General features: G+C 68.4%; 13 protein-coding genes. 4 read left to right on the top strand and 9 right to left on the bottom strand.

What is annotated here, in order from left to right:
* Positions 1–6: 6 nt before the first annotated feature.
* Both RTQ83_RS08560 and RTQ83_RS08555 read right to left on the bottom strand, forming a co-directional pair.
* Positions 7–2,319 carry an ATP-binding protein gene (locus tag RTQ83_RS08560; RefSeq protein ID WP_312513298.1) on the bottom strand — a complete coding sequence of 771 codons (2,313 nt, stop codon included), beginning with the start codon at positions 2,317–2,319 and terminating at the stop codon, positions 7–9.
* A complete protein-coding gene (locus RTQ83_RS08555; RefSeq protein ID WP_312513295.1) occupies positions 2,316–3,485 on the bottom strand; it encodes a pyridoxal phosphate-dependent aminotransferase in 1,170 nt (389 codons plus the stop codon). The genes RTQ83_RS08560 and RTQ83_RS08555 overlap by 4 nt, the downstream gene beginning before the upstream one ends.
* 255 nt (positions 3,486–3,740) lie before the next feature.
* Between RTQ83_RS08555 and RTQ83_RS08550 the strand changes: the two genes are divergently transcribed.
* Positions 3,741–4,973, top strand: coding sequence for an acyl-CoA dehydrogenase family protein (locus RTQ83_RS08550; protein ID WP_312513293.1), 1,233 nt, complete (start codon positions 3,741–3,743; stop codon positions 4,971–4,973).
* A 128-nt stretch (positions 4,974–5,101) separates the two neighbouring features.
* Positions 5,102–5,440, top strand: a complete 339-nt coding sequence (locus tag RTQ83_RS08545) for a hypothetical protein (protein WP_312513291.1) — start codon at positions 5,102–5,104, stop codon at positions 5,438–5,440.
* 56 nt (positions 5,441–5,496) lie between these two features.
* Here RTQ83_RS08545 and RTQ83_RS08540 read toward each other — a convergent pair whose 3' ends face one another.
* Both RTQ83_RS08540 and RTQ83_RS08535 read right to left on the bottom strand, forming a co-directional pair.
* Positions 5,497–7,728, bottom strand: coding sequence for a xanthine dehydrogenase family protein molybdopterin-binding subunit (locus RTQ83_RS08540; RefSeq protein WP_312513289.1), 2,232 nt, complete (start codon positions 7,726–7,728; stop codon positions 5,497–5,499).
* Entirely contained in the window at positions 7,725–8,216 is a 492-nt protein-coding gene (locus tag RTQ83_RS08535) for a 2Fe-2S iron-sulfur cluster-binding protein (RefSeq protein ID WP_312513287.1), read from the bottom strand. Before RTQ83_RS08535 ends, RTQ83_RS08540 begins: the two co-directional genes overlap by 4 nt.
* A gap of 216 nt (positions 8,217–8,432) precedes the next feature.
* Between RTQ83_RS08535 and RTQ83_RS08530 the strand changes: the two genes are divergently transcribed.
* Positions 8,433–10,421 (top strand): diguanylate cyclase domain-containing protein, encoded by a 1,989-nt coding sequence (locus tag RTQ83_RS08530; protein ID WP_312513284.1) that lies wholly within the window; start codon positions 8,433–8,435, stop codon positions 10,419–10,421.
* 45 nt (positions 10,422–10,466) lie between these two features.
* Here the strand turns inward: RTQ83_RS08530 and RTQ83_RS08525 are convergent, their stop codons facing one another.
* The 5 genes from RTQ83_RS08525 to RTQ83_RS08505 form a co-directional block, all read right to left on the bottom strand.
* Complete coding sequence (locus RTQ83_RS08525) at positions 10,467–11,861, bottom strand: erythromycin esterase family protein (protein ID WP_312513282.1); 1,395 nt, start codon at positions 11,859–11,861, stop codon at positions 10,467–10,469.
* A gap of 4 nt (positions 11,862–11,865) precedes the next feature.
* Entirely contained in the window at positions 11,866–13,293 is a 1,428-nt protein-coding gene (locus RTQ83_RS08520; protein ID WP_312513278.1) for an SRPBCC family protein, read from the bottom strand.
* Positions 13,294–13,346: 53 nt separating this feature from the next.
* Positions 13,347–14,030, bottom strand: a complete 684-nt coding sequence (locus RTQ83_RS08515) for a phosphoribosyltransferase family protein (RefSeq protein ID WP_312513276.1) — start codon at positions 14,028–14,030, stop codon at positions 13,347–13,349.
* 248 nt (positions 14,031–14,278) lie between these two features.
* Positions 14,279–15,136, bottom strand: coding sequence for an S-formylglutathione hydrolase (gene fghA / locus RTQ83_RS08510; protein ID WP_312513417.1), 858 nt, complete (start codon positions 15,134–15,136; stop codon positions 14,279–14,281).
* A gap of 93 nt (positions 15,137–15,229) precedes the next feature.
* A complete protein-coding gene (locus RTQ83_RS08505; protein ID WP_312513273.1) occupies positions 15,230–15,406 on the bottom strand; it encodes a hypothetical protein in 177 nt (58 codons plus the stop codon).
* Between the two features lie 850 nt (positions 15,407–16,256).
* On the opposite strand from RTQ83_RS08505, the gene RTQ83_RS08500 reads away from it, so the two are divergent.
* On the top strand, positions 16,257–18,341 hold the full coding sequence (locus RTQ83_RS08500) for an ATP-dependent helicase (protein ID WP_312513271.1): 2,085 nt from the start codon (positions 16,257–16,259) through the stop codon (positions 18,339–18,341).
* Positions 18,342–18,745: the final 404 nt, after the last annotated feature.

Here is an 18,745-nt window from a genome sequence, read left to right as displayed (position 1 = left end):
CCCGGTTCACGCGGCGGCCTGAGCCAGCAAGTCGTTGAGTTGGACCGTATTGACGGGCTTGACCATGTAATGGTCGAATCCGGCCTGGCTGGCGGCATCGCGGTCCTGCGTGCGGCCGTAGCCGGTGGCGGCGATCAGCAAGGCGTTGCTGGTCTGGGGCAGGCGGCGCAGGCGCCGCGCCAGCTCGTTGCCGTCGATATCGGGCAAGCCGATGTCGAGCAGGCAGACCTGGGGCGCGAAGACCTTGGCGATCTCGATCGCATCGGCCGCGCAGTAGGCGATCTCGACTTCATGGCCGGCCGCGCTCAGGAACAGGTTGAGCGTATGCGCGGCGTCCAGGTTGTCGTCCACCACCAGGATGCGCAGGGCGCTGGCGGCGGGGACAGCGCCGGCCACCAGGCCCGACTGGCCGGCCACGGCGGCGGCGAACGCCTGGGCGCTGCCCGGCGCCGCGCTGTCCGGCGTGTGGCGCGGCAGACGTACGGTGAAGGTGCTGCCGCGTCCCAGGCCGGCGCTGGCGGCCGAGACGCTGCCGCCGTGCAGCTCGACCAGGCTCTTGGCCAGCGCCAGACCCAGGCCGAGGCCGCCCTGCGAGCGGTCGGGCGTGCGTTCGGCCTGGGTGAACAGGTCGAACACGCGCGTCACCAGGCCCGGCTCCATGCCGATGCCGTCGTCGCTCACTTCCAGCAGCCAGTCGCGCCCGTCTTCCTTCAGGCGCAGCGTGATGTGGCCGCCTTCGGGCGTGTACTTGGTGGCGTTGCCGAGCAGGTTGGCGACCACCTGCACCAGGCGCTTGTGATCGCCCCGCACCGGCACCGCTCCGTTCGGCAGATCTAGCACCACCTTGTGGCGGCGCGCCGTGATCAGGGGCCGGATCTGCTCGGCCGCGTCGCCCACCACGTTGCGCAGGTCGAGCACCTGGGTCGACAGCGACACCAGGCCGCGCGTCACGCGCGAGACGTCCAGCAGGTCGTCCACCAGGCTGGTCATGTGCTCGACCTGGCGCGCGATGATGGCGCAGGTCTGGGTGATCTGGGCGTTATCCGAATGCAGCAGCTTGAGCAGGTGGGCGCCGGTGCTGATCGGCGCCAGCGGGTTGCGCAGCTCGTGCGCCAGCATCGCCAGGAATTCGTCCTTGCGCTGGTCGGCCGCGCGCAGTTCGCGCTCGGCCAGGCTGCGCGCGGTTTCCTTGGTCTGCAGGTTTTCCGCCATCTCGTCCAGCGCCACGGCCAGCTGGCCGATTTCCTCGCGCGCGCCGCCGTTCCCGGTCCGGCTGCCGACGTGGTTGCCAGTACGCGCCTGCAGGTCGCCGGCGGCGATGCGGCGCGCCACCGAGGTCAGGTTGCGCACCCGGCGCACGATCAGCTTGTCGCCGGCGAGCCAGGCCGCCAGCAGCGCCAGCAGCGTGGTCGCGCCCAGGCCCAGCAGCGACATCAGCTGGGCGTCGCGCGCGACCTGGGTGATGGTGGCGGTCGGCACGCCGATCGTCACCGTGTACTCGGTCAGCGTCGGCGCGCCGACGCGGGCAAAGGCGTGCAGGCGTTCGACGCCGTCTTCGCCCATCACCACCACCGCGCGCCCGTGCTGGGCATTTTGCGCACCCGGCGCGCCGCTCTGGCTGCGCAGCGCCGCCAGCAGCGCCGGCGAGATGCGCTTGCCGAACCAGCGCTCCGGGTCGGGCCGGCGGGAGATCAGGTTGCCCGAGGCGTCGGCCGTCTCCAGGATCGAGCCGGGCGGCATGCTGATGTCGTTCACGAAGGTGTCGAGGCTGGCCAGGTCCATCGCCGCGAACACCACCGCCGCCACCTGGCCGTTGCGGTCGATCACGGGATAGGTGAGGTTGATGGTGTGCTTGCGGATCACGCGCCCGAACACATAGTCGCTGGCGATGAAGCGGCGCTCGGCGACCGCGCGCTTGAAGTGGCTGCGGTCGCCCAGGTTGACCGGGTGCAGCATCGGCACCGCGCTGCAACTGACTTCGCCGTCGGGCTGGATCAGGCCGAAGTTGACGAAGCCTTCGTTGCGGTCCAAGAAGTCGGCCAGCAGCGCGTTGCAGCCGGCGGTGTCGCCCATCAGGTCGGGCACGCCGACCAGGTCGACCAGGATCTGGCGCGCGCGGTCGATCGATTGCGCCTCGTTGGCCGCGGCCAGCGCGGTCAGGCGTTTCAGGTTGTCTTCCGAGGCGCGGATCGCGGCCTCGCGTTCGCGCAGGCCGCCCAGCACGGTGACCACCGCGATCGGCGTGATCGCCAGCAGCACCAGCAGCATCAGGCGGCTGCGCAGGCTGTTCAGGCGCAGGCGGGACAGGAGCTTGCTCATGGCGTGGCCGCGCGCAGGCGTTCGCCGAAGCCGACGATGCGGCGCACGCCTTCGAGCAGCGTGGCTTGGTCGTCGGCGATGTAGCCGATGCGGATGAAGCCCGGCACCCCCAGCGCATCGCCCGGCATCAGGGCCACCCGTTCCTGTTCGATCAGGCGCTCGGCGAAGCCGACCGTGTCCAGCGTCAGCGCGCGCACGTCGCCCCACAGGTAGGGGCCGGAGGCGGGCGCGCGCAGCGCGATCCACGGCACCTCGGCCAGGTGGCGCAGCACCAGGTCGCGCCGCAGCCGGTAGTCGGCCATCATCGCGTGCGGCGCGCCGCTGGCGAACGCCGCCGCGGCCGCCACCTGCGACAGGTGCGGCGCCGCCGCCGTGATCGGCCCTTGCAGGGTCTGCATCGCGCCGACGATGTTGCGTGGGGCGAGCGCGAAGCCGATGCGCCAGCCCATCATGGCGTAGCTTTGCGACGCCGAGAACAGGGTGACGATGCCGATGTCGCGCCAATCGCGTTGGCCCTGGCACAGCGCGGCCAGGCTGATGTGTTCGCCCTCGAACACCAGGTGCTCGTAGCTTTCGTCGACGATCAGGTGAGTGCCGCCGGCGGCCGCCCAGTCGAGGATATGTTCCAGTTCCTGGCGCGTGAACACCTTGCCGCTCGGGTTGTGCGGATTGTTCAGCACCAGCGCCTTGACCTTGCCGAAAGCCGCCAGCGTGGCCGGGGTCAGGGTCTCGGGCAGGTCGGCCAGCGCCACCTTCAGGCCGAGCAGGCCGGCGGTGGCCAGGTAGGCCGGCCAGTAGGGGCGGAACACGGCAACCGTGTCGCCCGGATCGGTCAGCGCGTACAGCGCTTCGTAATAGGCTTGCTTGCAGCCGTTGGTGACGATGATTTCGTCGCTGGATGCCTCGATGCCGTTCTCCAGGCGCAGCTTGGCGCACAGCGCTTCGCGCACCCGCACGGCGCCGCCGACCTCGGTGTACGGCATGGTCCGTCCGTGCGCCAGCGCCGTACCCACCGCGTCCAGCACCACGCCCGGCGCCGGGAAGTGCGAGATCGCGATCGACAGGTCTATCACGCGCTCGCCGGCATTCCTCAGCGCTTCGGCACGGCCGTGCATGGCGGTGGTGGCAAGGGGACGTGAACTTGCGATCCGGTCGGAAATGTTCATCTGGTCGGTTCCATGACGGTTACGGGCCGGGCTCGACAGCCATCCTGCATCGGTGAGCGCGGGTCAATACGGCAAATACGGCAAAGTTTCTGGATTGTACTAAAAATTTATACATTTACTCGGGTTGAGTACATGTCGTGCGCGCCCCTCACGTTCACCCGATTTTGTGCATGATTACTTGACACTGCGACTGGTTGCGTAGGTAAGATAATTGTGCACGACGACCGCGACCGGGGCGACGGAAGAATCGGGGGAATGATGGAACACGACTATCTGGACTGGCCGTTCTTCGACCCGCACCACGCGGAACTGGCGCGCGCCCTCGATTGCTGGGCTGCTGCCAATCTGGGCGACGCCCACGCCGGCGACCACGGCGACGATGTCGACGCCATTTGCCGCGCACTGGTCAAGCGCCTGGGGCGCGACGACTGGCTGCGCCATGCGGTGGCCGGCGTCACCTACGGCGGCGCCGGCCAGGCGATCGACACCCGCGCCCTGTGCCTGGTGCGCGAGACGCTGGCGCGCCACGCCGCGCTGGCCGACTTCGCGTTCGCGATGCAGGGCCTGGGCAGCGGCGCCATCTCGCTGTTCGGCAGCGAAGCGCAAAAGCGCGCCTGGCTGCCGCAGGTGGCATGCGGCCAGGCGATCGCCGCCTTCGCGCTGTCCGAGCCGCACGCCGGATCCGACGTGGCGGCGCTGCGCTGCGGCGCGCGGCGCGACGGCGACGACTGGGTGCTGGACGGCGACAAGACCTGGGTCTCGAACGGCGGCATCGCCGACTTTTATATCCTGTTCGCGCATAGCGGGGCAGGGGCAGGGGCAGGGGCAGGGGCAGGCGCAGGCACGGGACGCGCGCGGCGCGGCGGCCAAAGGCCGTCCGACGGCATCTCGGCCTTCATCCTCGACGCCGCCACGCCGGGCCTCGAGATCGCCGAGCGCATCCACACCATGGCGCCGCACCCGATGGCGCGCCTGCGCCTCAAGGATTGCCGCGTGCCGGCCGGCTGCCTGCTGGGCGAGGAGGGGCAGGGCTTCAAGGTGGCGATGGCCACGCTCGACGTGTTCCACACCTCGGTTGCCGCCGCCGCGCTGGGCCTCGCACGGCGCGCACTGGCCGAAGCGCTGGCGCATGCGACAGCGCGGCCGATGTTCGGCCGCAAGCTGGCCGACTTCCAGCTGACCCAGGCGAAACTGGCGCAGATGGCGCTCGACATCGACGCCGCCGCGCTGCTCACCTACCGCGCGGCCTGGCTGCGCGACGCCGGCGGCAGGGTGACGCAGGCCGCGGCGATGGCCAAGCTGGCCGCCACCGAAAGCGCACAGCGCGTGATCGACGCCGCGCTGCAGCTGTTCGGCGCGCGCGGGGTGCAGCGCGGATCTACGGTGGAACGGCTGTACCGCGACGTGCGCGCCCTGCGCATCCACGAAGGCGCGAGCGAAGTGCAGCTGATGATCATCGCGCGCGAACTGCTCGCCGCGCCTGTTTGAGGAGGAGGCAGGCAGGGCTTGCGGCCGCCGGACCGGCCGCGTCCGGAGCCAGGCTCGTGTCCGTGCGAGCGCCGCGGGTGTGGCGATTCTGCTACCTTGGCCTCAATGTGAACCAGGGAGAACTCATCATGAATGAACCAATCGTACGCGTGATCCACGACTTCGCCATGGCCGAGCGCCTGCGCACCGAGCTGCTGGCCGCCGGCCTTGGCGCCGACAGTGTCCAGCTGTCGCCGATCGGGGACGAGGCAGGGCCGGGCCAATCCAATTTCACCGTCGGCGACAATCCGAATGCCAAGGGCGGTACCGACTACAACGACGTGTATCGTCCCGAGGGCGACCATCATGGCGCGCTGATCCTCAAGGTGCTGGCGCTCGATGCGAATCAGGCGCAGCAGGCGCTGGCGATCTTGGAGCGCCACGGCGCCAACGACAAGAACATCGTCGGCGGCGTCGGCGCGCATTGACGGGTAACCATGCCAGTTAGTCGTTTGAGGTAGCCACAGCCATAACAGGTTGCGGCTCAGCTCCAGCTCAGATCGGTCTTACTCAGCGGCAGCTCGCGCACGCGCTTGCCCGTCGCCGCGAAGATCGCATTGCACACCGCCGGCGCCAGCGGCGGCAGCGCCGGTTCGCCCAGGCCGGTCACCGGATGATCCGACTTCACGAAGTGCATCTCGATCCGGCCCGGTGCGTCGCCGATGCGCAGCAGCGGGTAATCGTGGAAGTTGCTCTGCACGATGCGCCCGTTCTCGATATTCAGCGCCGGGAACATCAAGGTCGACATGCCGTCGATCACCGAGCCCTCGACCTGGTTCTCGGCGCCGGACAGGTTGACGATCTGCGGTCCGATGTCCGTCGCCACCACCACCCGGTCGACCTTGACCTTGCCGTCCTTCGACACCGTCACCTCGGCCACCTGCGCCACGTAGCCGCGATGGCTGAAGTGGAAGGCGATGCCCTGGCCCTGGCCGCGTGGGAAGGTCTTCTTGCCCCAGCCCGCTTTCTCGGCCGCCGTCTGCAGCACCGCGCGCATGCGCGCCACCGCGTACGGCTGGCCGCGTTCGCCGGTGCCGGGCATCACGTCCTTGTCGCCCAGCAGTTCCAGGCGGAACGCGAGCGGGTCGCGCCCGGCGGCGTGCGCCAGTTCGTCGATGAAGCTGTGGAACACCCAGGAGAACACGCAGCTGCCCGGCGCGCGCCACGGGCCCATCGGCACCCGGCATTCGAGCGCGGTCTGTTCCAGCTTGCAGTTGGCCAGCCAGCGGCCCGGGAATTCGTCACCCGACAGGTTGCCGCCGCTGCCCGGCTGCAGTACCGACTGGCCGTCGCGCTCGACGCGGTTGGCGAAGGTGACGAAGTGGTTGTGCCAGGCCACGGCCTTGCCCTGCGCATCGACGCCGGCGCGCAGGAAGTGGAAGCCGCCGGGGCGGAAGTGGTCGTGCTGCAGGTCGTCCTCGCGGGTCCAGGTCAGCTTCACCGGCGCCTTCACGCGCTGGGCGATGGCGACCGCTTCGACGATGAAGTCCGAGCTCAGGCGCCGGCCGAAGCCGCCGCCGCTGCGGATGATGTGCAGCGTGATGCGCTCCTTCGGGATGCCGAAGGTGCTCGTCACCAGCGCCTGGCCGGCGCCCGGGTTCTGGGTCGGCGCCCACAGTTCCAGCGCACCGTCCGGCTTGAACCAGGCGGTGCAGTTCTGCGGCTCCATGCTGGCGTGCGAGATGAACGGGTAGCTGTAGGCCGCCTCCACCGTCTTGGCGGCGCCTGCCAGCGCCCGGCCGACGTCGCCGTCCTCGCGCATCACGCTGGCGCCGGCTTGCTTCGCCGCGGCTTGCGCCTGCGCCGTGAATCCGGCCCAGCTGTGGCTGGCGCCAATCCCTTCGTCCCATTCCACTTCCAGCGCGCGGCGGGCGCGGATCGCGGCCCAGGTCGAGGTGGCGACGATCGCCACGCCCGGCCGCAGGCCGTTCAGGTTGGCGCTGCCTTCGATGATGAAGGCGTCCTTGACGCCGGGCAGGGCGCGCACCGCGTCCAGATTGGCCTTCAGCGGTTTGCCGCCGAATACCGGGCACTTGGCATACGCGGCATGCAGCATGCCCGGCACCTGCACGTCGATGCCGAACAGCGGCTTGCCGACCACGATAGCGCCGTTGTCGACGCCGCCGATGCGGGTGCCCAGCAGCTTGAAGTCGGCCGGGTCTTTCAGTTTGACGCCGGCGGCGTCCGGCACCGGCAGCCTGGCGGCGCGTTCCACCAACGCACCGTAGCCGATGCGGCGCTTGCTGGCCGCGTGCAGCACGGCGCCGCCTGCGGTCGTGCATTCGCCCGGCGCCACGTTCCAGCCTTGCGCTGCCGCCTGCACCAGCATGGCGCGCGCGGCGGCGCCGAGGCGGCGGAAGTTCTCGTAGTTGTTCGGGGTCGAGGTCGAGCCGCCGGCGCCTTGTCCATCATAGGCGGTCGGATTCAGGTCGCCCTGGACGATGCGTACGCTCTTCCAGTCGACGTCGAGTTCTTCGGCAATCACCATCGGCAGCGAGGTCTTGATGCCCTGGCCGATCTCGGGCTGCTTCGAGGTCAGGGTCACCGAGCCGTCGCGCGCGATGCGGATGAAGGCGTTGGGCGTGAAGTCACCTTGAGCGGCGGTACCGACCGCAGCCAGCGCGCCACCGGCCGACATGCCGATCAGGAGCGCGCCGCCGGTGGCGCTGTTGCGCAGGAAGCGCCGGCGGGCAGGGGAGACGGGTGCGTGCATCATGCCTTGCCTTTCGCGCTGCCGGTGCCGGTGGACGCGATCTCCGCCGCGCGGTGGATGCCCTTGCGGATCCGCATATAGGTCGCACAGCGGCACAGGTTGCCGGCCATGGCTTCGTCGATCTGGGCATCGCTCGGCTTCGGATGCTGCTTGAGCAGGGCGCAGGCACTCATGATCTGGCCCGACTGGCAGTAGCCGCATTGCGGCACGTCGAGTTCCTGCCAGGCTTGCTGCAGCGGATGGCGGCCTTTCGGGTCGAGACCTTCGATGGTGGTGATCTTCTGCTTGCCGATGCTAGAGACCGGCAGCACGCAGGAGCGGGTGGCGACGCCGTCGAGGTGGACGGTGCAGGCGCCGCACTGGCCCAGGCCGCAGCCGTACTTGGTGCCGACCAGGCCCAGCGTATCGCGCAGGGCCCACAGCAGCGGCGTGTCCGGTTCGACGTCGACGGCCTGCGCCTTGCCGTTGACGTTCAGTGTGATTGTGCTCATGGCGGTCCTTGGGCAAACAGAATAAAGGTCCAATCCTAGCGGAAATTTTGCCTTATAGACAGCATGCCGTTGCCTGGTCCAGCTCGGCTTGTTGCGGTGTTGACACTCTCACGTTGGGCGCCGGTGGCGGCCGGTTCGCCCAGCGAACCGTGCGTGCGAGTCGGAACCGTCGAGTATGTAATACTTTGTCGCTTCATGACAGACACCCCGACCCTTATGTCCATCGATGGCCTGCGCCTGCTACCGGCGAATCTGAAAGTGCGCCTGGCGGCGGTGGCGTCGGTGCTGGTGTTCGTGGCCACGCTGCTGGTCACGCTGTCGACGCTGAGCGTGGCCGAGCGCGGCATGGAGCGCGTGATCGGCGACCAGCAATACACGCTGCTGTCGAGCGCCGCGTCGTTCATGGACGACCGCATCGAGGCGCGCCTGCGCGAGCTGGAAGGCCTGGCCGCCGGCCTGCCGCGCGACGCGATGAATGATCCGGAGCAGCTGCGGCGCCATCTCGACCGGCAGGCGCCGCTGTGGCGGCCCGAGTTCCTGAACCTGCTGGTGCTCGACGCGCAGGGGCGCCAGCTGATGTCGATGCGCTCGTTCGGCCAGGAGCGTCCGCTCGACGCGCGCGGCAGCGACTACTTCGAAGAAGTGGTGGCGACCCGGCGCAGCATGATGTCGCAGCCGGTGGTCAGCCGCGTCTCGGGACGCCAGGTGGTGATCGTCAGCACCCCGATCGTGGATGCCGACGCGCGCCTGCTGGGCGTGCTCACGGCCAGCCTCGACCTGCGCGAGACCGGCTTCCTGCGCCAGCTCGGCGCCCTGAAACCTGGCGGCACCGGCTACCTGTTCCTGATGACCGCCGACGGCATCATGATCGACCATCCCGACAAGCGCCGCGTGCTGCGGCCGGCGGGCAGTGCGGGCGGCCAGAACGCCGGCACCGAGCGTGCCCTGAAAGGGTTCGAGGGCTGGGTCGAGACCCGTGCGCGCGACGGCCGCAATGCGATCTTCGCCTACCGCCGGCTGGCCTCGACCGGCTGGATACTGGGCGCGCGCTATCCGTCCGAGGAAGCGTTCGCGCCGCTGGCGCACATGCGCCACAACGCGATCTACAGCGCACTCGGGCTGGCGCTGGCGGCCGGGGTGCTGGCCTGGGTGCTGATGGTGCGCCTGCTGGCGCCGCTGCAGGCGCTGCGCGAGCGGGTGGCGGCGGTGCGCCACGACGGCGCCGGCATCGCGGTGCTGCACGACGACCGCCAGGACGAGATCGGCGAACTGGGACGCGCCTTCCACGCCCTGATGGCCGAACGCGAAAGCGCCGAGGAGTCGCGCGCGGCCAGCGAAAAACGCCTGCGCATGATCACCGATAACCTGCCGGTGCTGATCGCCTATCTCGACGGGGAGCGGCGCTTCCGCTTCGGTAACGCCACCTTCGAGCGCTGGTTCGGCATCTCGCCGCAGCGGCTGGACGGGATGTCGATCGCCGGCCTGCTCGGCGTCGAAGCGGCCGGCCAGACGCGCGACTGCCTGGACCGCGCCTATGCGGGGCACGACGCCACCTGCGAACTGCAGATCCGCATCGACGGCCGCCGCATCCACCTGCAGGGCGTGTTCATTCCCGACCTGCGCGCCGACGGCAGCGTGGCCGGGGTGTACGCGCTCAAGCACGACACCACCCACGTCAAGGAAGTCGAGGAGCAGCTCACGCGCCTGGCGCGGGTGGACACGCTCACCGGACTGGCCAACCGGCGCAGCTTCAACGAGACGCTGGACGAGGCCCTGGGCCGCGCGCACCGCAGTGGCAAGCCGCTGGCGCTGGCCTACCTCGACGTCGACCACTTCAAGCGCATCAACGACAGCCATGGCCACGGCGTGGGCGACGAAGTGCTGCGCGAATTCGCCACGCGCCTGGCCGCCGGCGTGCGCGCCACCGACACCCCGGCGCGGCTGTCGGGTGACGAGTTCGTGGTGATCCTGGAAGAGATCGGCGGGCGCGACGAGGCCGAGCGGGTCGGCGCCAAGATCGTCGACGCGATGCGCGCGCCGTTCGTGACCGGCGCCGGCAAGCTGCAGGTGTCGGCCAGCGTCGGTATCGCGCTGTCGCGCCCGGGGCAGGATCAGGAAGGATTATTGGCGGCGGCCGACAGCGCGCTGTATGCGGCCAAAGGGCGCGGCCGCGACGGTTATGCGGTGTACGAAGAAGCGGCGTGACCGGACGGTGAGCCGGTCATGGCGCGTGTCGTTGACCGAGTAGCGTTACAGCCCTTCCGGATAGGTCTCCGGCGGTTCGCCGGAATGCCATCCGCTGGTCGGATCGAGCGGCTCCACCGCCCGTGTGCGGTCGATGTGGATCACCGCGTCGAACTGGCGCGGCAGCTGAGCGTGGAAGTAGTGGCTCTGGCGCTCGCTGCGCGGCAGGTACAACACGCCGATGGCGCGCTCCAGGCGCTCTTCCATCAGCGCGTCGCGCACCGGGCCCGGTTCGCGCAGCGGCAGGAAGAAGCGTTCGATGCCGGTGTCGTGCAGCAGCCGTTCGTAGCTGCCGGCCAGCGCCGGGCGCACGTGCTTGTGCTCGGCATCGCCGTCCCATGCGGAAGCGGCGGTGACCCGGCCATCGTAGGTGGTGAAGCCGATCAGGCAGGCATCCGCACCGTAGGCCTTGCGTGCCAGCTCGCCTACCGTCCATTCGCCCTGGCGTCCGATCTCGGTGGCGCGCGCGTCGCCGATGTGCGAGTTGTGCTCCCACACCACGATGCGCGCCGGCTTGCCGTCCTGCGACAGGTGGCGCGCCACCGCGTCCAGCGTTTCGGCCATGTGGCTGTCGCGCAGGTTCCAGGACGAGATGCGGCCCTTGAACATGGTGCGGTAATACTGCTCGGCGTTCTTCACCAGGCGCGCGTTCTGCTGGGCGTAGAAGAAGGCATCCGGCGAATTCTCGCCGGACTCGGAAGCACTGAGCTGCATGTAGTCGAGGGCGCGCCCCTGCAGCTCGCGCAGCATGTCGAGCACGCCCTGTTCGCAGGAGGGCGACATGCCGAAGCTGGTGGCGTAGCCGTACTGCTGGCTGTCGCGGTCATAGTGGTCGAAACACGAGTACACCTTGCGTGCCTCTTGCGCGGCGTTGGGATCGACCTCTTCCAGGTAGCGCACCACTTCGTGGATCGAGGTGAACATGCTGTACAGATCGAGGCCATAGAAGCCGGCCCGGTTGGCGCCGGTGCCGGCCGCCGTGGCATTACGTTCGCGTAGCCACTCGACGAACTCCAGCACCGCCGTGTTGCGCCACATCCAGGATGGGAAGCGTTCGAAGCCGCTCAGTGCGGCGCGGCCGTCGGCATCCTGGCTTTCGCCGCGCACGTAGCGGTTCACGCGCCAGGCGTCGGGCCAGTCGGCTTCGACCGCCACCGCGGTGAAGCCTTTCTCTTCGATCAGGCGCTTGGTGATGCGCGCGCGCTCCTCGTAGAACTCGTGGGTGCCGTGGGTGGCTTCGCCCAGCAGCACGAAGCGCGCGTTGCCGACCAGGTCGAGCAGGGCGTCGTAGTCGCCCGGCCCGCCGTCAAGCGGACGCGCCGCCAGGCGCACCGCCTCGAGGGCGGTGTCGCCCTCATTGGCGGCACCCCTGACGGCGTCCCGGTTGCCGAAGATGGCCATGGCGTCAGTGCAGGTAGCTGTGGTCGGGCGCTGGTTGCTGCGCCGCGTACTGCGAGCCGCCGCGCTCGATGAAGGACTTCATGCGCGCCAGGTCGTCGTCCATCTGGCGCTGCGGATCGGCGCCCAGCATGCGCGCGATGCCGTGACCAAGCACACCGGCCGGCGGCGCGTAGCGCATGCGCACGGTCACCAGCGTGCCGCCGCGGGATGGCTCGAAACTGACCGTGCCTTCCTGCTCGATCTCGGAACCCGGCTCGCTGCGCCACGACAGGCGGTCCGGGCGCGATTGCTCGGTCATCACCGCGTTCCACGCGTATTCCAGGCCGCCCGGGCCACGCACGGCCCAGTGCGAACGGCGGTGGCCGAGGTCGCGCACTTCGGTCACGTGCGACATGAAGCGCGGGAAGTTCTCGACGTCGGCCCAGGCGTCGTACACCTCTTTCGGCGAAGCGTCGATGTGGATCGTGTTCTCGACCTCGACCTGGCTGGCGCTGCCGGCGCCGCGCGCGCGCAACGAGTCGACCAGGTGGCGGCCACGATCGCTGCGCAGCAGCACCGCCAGCGCGCCCAGGCCGAGCAGGGCGGCGACCGGCGAGCGGCGCACCAGGCCGACCACGCTCAGTGCGCCAGTGCCCAGCAGGGCCGAATTGGTCAGGGTCGGGCTGCGCGAACCGAACAGGTGCGACAGGTGGCCGCCCCATTCGCGCAACTGGTCGCCGACGGCGTGGGCCTGGCTGCGCGCGGCGCTGTCGGCGCGGTGATAGAGGTCGTTGGCGCTGTCGGCTGCACGGTCGTAGGCATTACCGACGCGCTCGCGTGCGGTCTCGGTAACATTCGCCGCCAGTTCGCTCGCGCGTTCCTGTGCTTCGTGGGCGCGGTAATGGGCCTTGTGCGATGCGCGCGCCGAATGCTCGCGCGCCTTGTCGGCCGCATAGCCGGCGGCGTGGGCGGCGCGCTCGCGCGCTTCGTACGAGGCGTCGGCGACACGGTCACGGGCATGATGGGAAGCGTCGGCCACGCGATCGCGCGCATGATGGGAAGCGTCGGCGAAGCGGTCGCGCGCCTTGTAGGACGCATCGGCGACGCGGTCGCGTGCGTGCTCCAGGCGGTCGCGCGTCTGCGACGAGGCGCTCGAGAGGCGGTCGCCCGCCTTGTGGGCGGCATCGGCCAGGCGTTCGCCGGCGCGCGCATAGGCGTGCGAGGCGCGCACGCGCGCCGTGTCGAAGCGCGCTTCGGCGCCGTGCCAGGCGTGTTCCAGCTGTTCGCCGGTGCGCTGGCCGGCATCGCGCAGCGCGCCGCGTGCGCGGGCACGGCGGGCGGCGCCGCGCGACGGGTCGAACGCGTACATCAGCAGGGCGCCTGCCACTGCCGCGCAGACCCACCCGCCGGCTTGTTTACCCACATTCTTTGCTTGATCGTTCGATTGGTCCATGTCCGCTCCTTATCGTTTGATTGCTGTGATTGGCCGGCATGCACCGGCCGCGATTAGTCTGGGTGCCTGTGGCCGGCCGTTGCGGCGCCGGCCCAGGCCTGTTGCAGCAGATCCTGCACTTGCCCGTCGTCCGTCTGGTCGAACCTGCGGTACCACTGGCCGACGGCGCGAAAGCGCGCCGGCGTGGCCAGGCTGACCACTTCATCCACGTCGTCCCGCAGCGCACGTACCGTGCCCGGTGCCGCCACCGGCGCCGCCACCACCAGCCGCACCGGGCGGCCGGCACGCGCCACCGCGATCGCGACCCGCATGCTGGCGCCGGTCGCGATGCCGTCGTCGACCAGGATCACGCTGCGCCCCTGCAGCTGCAACGGTGCGCGTTCGCCGCGGTAGCGCCGTTCGCGCCGCGCCAGTTCGGCTTCCTCGGCCGCAGTAACGGTGTCGACTTCCTGCTGCGTGACGCCCATCAAACCCGGCACGCCGGGCTGCAGCACGCGCACGCCGCCGCTGCCGATCGCGCCCATCGCGAACTCGGGCTGGTGCGGCAGGCCGAGCTTGCGCACCAGCATCAGGTCGAGTTCGGCATGCAGCGCCTGCGCCACCGGAAACGCCACCGGCACCCCGCCGCGCGGCAGTGCCAGCACCAGCAGGCCCGGTTCACCTGCGTAATGCCGCAGCGCCTGTGCCAGCAGCCTGCCGGCGTGGGGCCGGTCGTCGAACGGTTCGGTCGCTCCCATGTGTTGCCAATGCCCGTTAAAAAATCGACGCGCAGGCCATGGCGCAGCCTCGCGGCAGGCCGTGGCCGTCAAGATCAGCATACACAGGCTGGCGTCGTTCCGGCGTCCGTTTGCCGCGCGGAAATCGCACGCGCGTCGTAGCAATACAGAGGGAGAAACCGGGGAGAGGGATGGGAGAGGTGCGGCGCATCGGCCGCGCAAGGGCCGATGCGTTGAAGAGGGCGGGCGCGCGGCGGGCCGCCGTCGCGTCAGCCGAGCTGGCGGTGGTGGAAGCGCAGGTGGTCTTCGACGAAGGTCGAGATGAAGTAATAACCGTGGTCGTAACCGTCGTGGCGGCGCAGCTCGAGCGGCTGGCCGGCCGACGCGCAGGCGGCTTCGAACGCTTCCGGCAGCAGCTGCTCGGCCAGGAACTTGTCGCCCAGGCCCTGGTCGATCAGGATGCCGCCGGGGAAGGGCGCGCGGTCGTGGCGTGCCATCAGGGCGCTGGCATCATAGGCCTGCCAGGTCGATTCATCCGCGCCGAGGTAACCGCCGAAGGCTTTCTTGCCCCACGGGCACTGGCTGGGTGCGGCGATCGGCGCGAACGCCGACACCGAGCGGAACAGGTCCGGATGGCGCAGCGCCATCACCAGCGCGCCATGGCCGCCCATCGAGTGGCCGAAGATGCCGACCCGCTGCGGATCGGCCGGCAGCGTGGCCAGTACCAGTTCGCGCAGTTCCAGCAGGTAGCTGTGCATGCGGTAGTGGCGCGCCCACGGTTCCTGGGTGGCGTCGAGGTAGAAGCCGGCGCCGACGCCGAAGTCCCAGCTCTCGGCTTCGCCCGGGACGTTGGCGCCGCGCGGGCTGGTGTCGGGTGCAACCAGGATCACGCCCAGTTCGGCGGCCACGCGCTGGGCGCCGGCCTTGATCATGAAGGTCTCTTCGGTGCAGGTCAGGCCGGCCAGGTAGAACAGCACCGGCAGGCGCTGTTCACCCGATTGCTGCTGCTTCGCCTGGGGCGGCAGGTAGACCGAGAAACGCATCGGCAGGCCGATGGCGTTCGAGTCGTGCTGGTAGAAGCGCTGGACGCCGCCGAAGCAGGCGTGCTCGTTCAGGATGTCGGGCATGGTGGTCAGGTCTTGTTGTGAATGACGCAAGTATGACGCCTCGCGGCGCATCCTGCCAGCCGCGGGCGCCGCGCACAGCGGCCCGGTCGCAGATCAGCCGCCGCCGATGCCGCGCATCACGCGGCCGCTGCCGCCGCACATCGGGCAGGATTTGCCGTCGGCCAGCGTGCCGCTGCCGGCGCAGGCGTCGCAGACATCTTCGCCGGCGCCGGGCGTACCGGGTTCGGCTTCGTCGCCGGGATTCAGATCGTGTTCGGGTTGGATGCTCATTGCGCAGTCTCCTCGGTTGGTCTGGAACCGATTGTAGGCAGGTCGGCAGCGGCGTGGCGCAACGCTGGGCCGTGCAGGTGCGGAAACGGTCGAGATGCACAAAATCGTGATCCACGTATTGATATGGGTTTGATATTGACATCGTCGGGCGATCGTCAATACTCCTGGTGCGGCAACGATCAACCCACTGGAGCAGCCAATGAGCCCGTATCGTCCCGAGCAAATCAGCCAGCCGGTTGCCGCGTCGTCGCAGGGAGGCACGGTCGAGCTGCGCTGCGACGCGCATCAGCGCGACATCGTCACCAGCAGCCTGAGTTGCTGGGGGAGAGCGGCATCATGACCGCGCTCGAATACCTGAAGTCGAACGCGATCCGGCCGCAGGTCATCGAGCGCGTGCTGCTGGAGCCGCAGCGGCGGCGCACGATGGGCTGACACCAGCTTCAATTCTTGCCATACGTAAGTAGCCCGCGCTTCCCCTTATGCACAAAGATTGCTCCAAAGTTATTTGCGGTGCATACTAGGCCCAACATCGCGCAGTCAACGTAAACCCTTGATTTTCGAGGCTGCCGAGATTGCCTTCCCATTAGGCATATTGTTGAAACCCGCACGGATGGCCGCATCCAGCGTGTCAAGCCCCCGCTTTTCCACATACTTATTCACAGACTTTGTGGATATCCGGAAAACTTTTTATTTATCCGGGAGTTAGGCTCGAGTGTTCAAGTCATGGCTGATGTCACCGCACACGCGTCCATGACATCCGGCGTCAGTCTCTCCACTTTTTGCTTGCTCGTCCGTACTGGATAAATGTACAGTATGGCATTTCCAGCTCAGTTTCAAGCTTTCTTGCATCATGTCCGCTGTCGCCACCCCGCCCGCCACTGAAGACCCGTTCGCTTCTCTTAATGCCGAGCAGCGTGCGGCGGTCGAGCACGACATCGGCGTCGCCGCGCCGCGTCCGCTGCTGGTGGTGGCCGGTGCCGGTTCCGGCAAGACCAACACGCTGGCGCACCGGGTGGCACGCCTGATCCAGTCCGGCGCCGATCCGCAGCGCATCCTGCTGTTGACCTTTTCGCGCCGCGCCGCCAATGAGATGGGGCACCGCGCCAGCGCCGTGCTGCAGCGCCTGCTGGGGCGCGGAGGCTCGACGGCACCGGTGTCGCTGCCCTGGGCCGGCACCTTCCACAGCATCGGAGCGCGCCTGCTGCGCGAATTCGCCGGCCGTATCGGCCTGGACGAGGCGTTCACCATCCACGACCGTGGCGACTCCGAAGACCTGATGGGCCTGGTGCGACACGAGATCGGGCTGACCGGTACCGAGAAGCGCTTTCCGCTGAAAGGCACCTGCCTGGCGATCTACTCGCGCGTGGTCAACAGCCGCGACCCGCTCGACGCCGTGCTGCAATCGACCTTCCCCTGGTGCAGCGAATGGGAGGCGCAGCTGAAGACCCTGTTCGGCGCCTACGTCGACGCCAAGCAGGAGCAGAACGTGCTCGACTACGACGACCTGCTGCTGTTCTGGGCCGAGATGGCGGCCGACCCGGTGCTCGGGCGCGAGCTGGGCGCGCTGTTCGACCACGTGCTGGTGGACGAATACCAGGACACTAATCGCCTGCAGGCATCGATCCTGACCGGCATGAAGCCCGACGGCCAGGGCGTGATGGTGGTCGGCGACGATGCCCAGTCGATCTACGGTTTTCGCGGCGCCACGGTGCGCAACATCCTCGACTTCCCGAAGCAGTTCTCGCAGCCGGCGCGCCTGGTCACGCTGGAGCGCAACTACCGCTCGACCCAGCCGATCCTGGATGCGTCCAACGCCGTGATCGCGGGGGCGCTGGAGCGCCACGCCAAGACGCTGTGGACCGACAAGGCGTCCAGCATTAAACCGCAGCTGGTGTTGATTCCCGACGAAGCCGAACAGGCGCGCTGGGTCTGCAACCGCATCCTCGAGCAGCGCGAAGCCGGCATGGCGCTCACCAGCCAAGCGGTGCTGTTTCGCGCCGCCAGCCACAGTGCGGCACTGGAGCTGGAGCTCATGCGCCGCAACATCCCGTTCGTGAAATTCGGCGGATTGAAATTCCTGGAGGCCTCGCACATCAAGGACGTGCTGGCGCTGCTGCGTTTCGCCCAGAATCCGAGCGGGCGCATCGCGGGCTTCCGGGTGCTGCAGCTGCTGCCGGGGATCGGCCCGGCCAGCGCCACCCGCCTGCTCGACGCGGTAGGGGAGAGCGTTGATGCGGCAAGCGCACTGGAAGCGGCCGGAGCGAAGCTGCGCGGCGGCGAGGACTGGTCGGCGTTCTGCGCGCTGTACCGGCGCCTGCGCACGCCCGGTCTGCGCTGGCCGATGGACCTGGAGCTGGCGATCGACTGGTATCGGCCGCACCTGGAGCGCAAGCACGATGATGCACAAGTGCGCGCGGCCGACCTGGCGCAATTGCTGGCGCTGTCCGCCGGCCATGGCAGCCGCGAAAGCTTCCTGGCCGAGATCACGCTCGACCCGCCGGAAGCGACGGGCGACCGCGCCGGCGCGCCGCTGCTGGACGAAGATTACGTGATCCTGTCCACCATCCACTCGGCCAAGGGCCAGGAGTGGAAGTCGGTGCATGTGCTGAATGTGGTCGACGGCTGCATCCCGTCAGATATGTCCACCGGCAACCAGGACGACATCGAGGAAGAGCGGCGTCTGCTGTACGTGGCGATGACCCGCGCACGCGACAACCTGCACCTGGTGGTGCCGAACCGCTTCTTCGTGAAGCAGCAGGCGCAGATGGGCGACCGTCACATGTATGCGGCGCGCACGCGCTTCATCACGCCCGCCATGCTCAAGCATTTCGAGGAATGTGCCTGGCTCGATGCCGACCGGCGCGAGAACCGCACCCCGATGCCGGACAGCGTACGCATGCTGGTGCGCGAGCGTGCCAGGAACGCGTGGAAATGACGACAGTTGGCGCCAAGTTGACGACTTATCCCCCGTGCCCCGCTTTTGTAGGAATTTACCGCACATATTCCTGCTGCACTTTTGAAGTGCATGTGCAAGCCATTGATTTATAAGGGAAGATTTTTTGCCCGTCGAACGGGCATTTTGTTGAAACCCGCATCCCTACTGCGCTTGCGGCTTGTCAAGAGCCGCTTGTCCACACAGTTATCCACATTTCTTGTGGATAGACCAAAAGGCTGAACAAAATCAGCCACTTAGTGCCGGGCAATTGATCCAAATCAAGCTTTTTGCATGCCGGTTTCTGGCACCCCAGCACGCTTGTTCGCGCCCATTGAAACGCAATCTTTGGCAACGCTCCGGAGCATGTCACTTTCCGACTGATGAGACGAAACTTACTAATATGT

The sequence above is a fragment of the Massilia sp. genome, assembly GCF_031995545.1.
Classification (GTDB): Bacteria; Pseudomonadota; Gammaproteobacteria; order Burkholderiales; family Burkholderiaceae_D; genus Telluria.
Note: the sequence above shows the minus strand (reverse complement) of the source record. Positions and strands in the feature narration are given on the sequence as shown.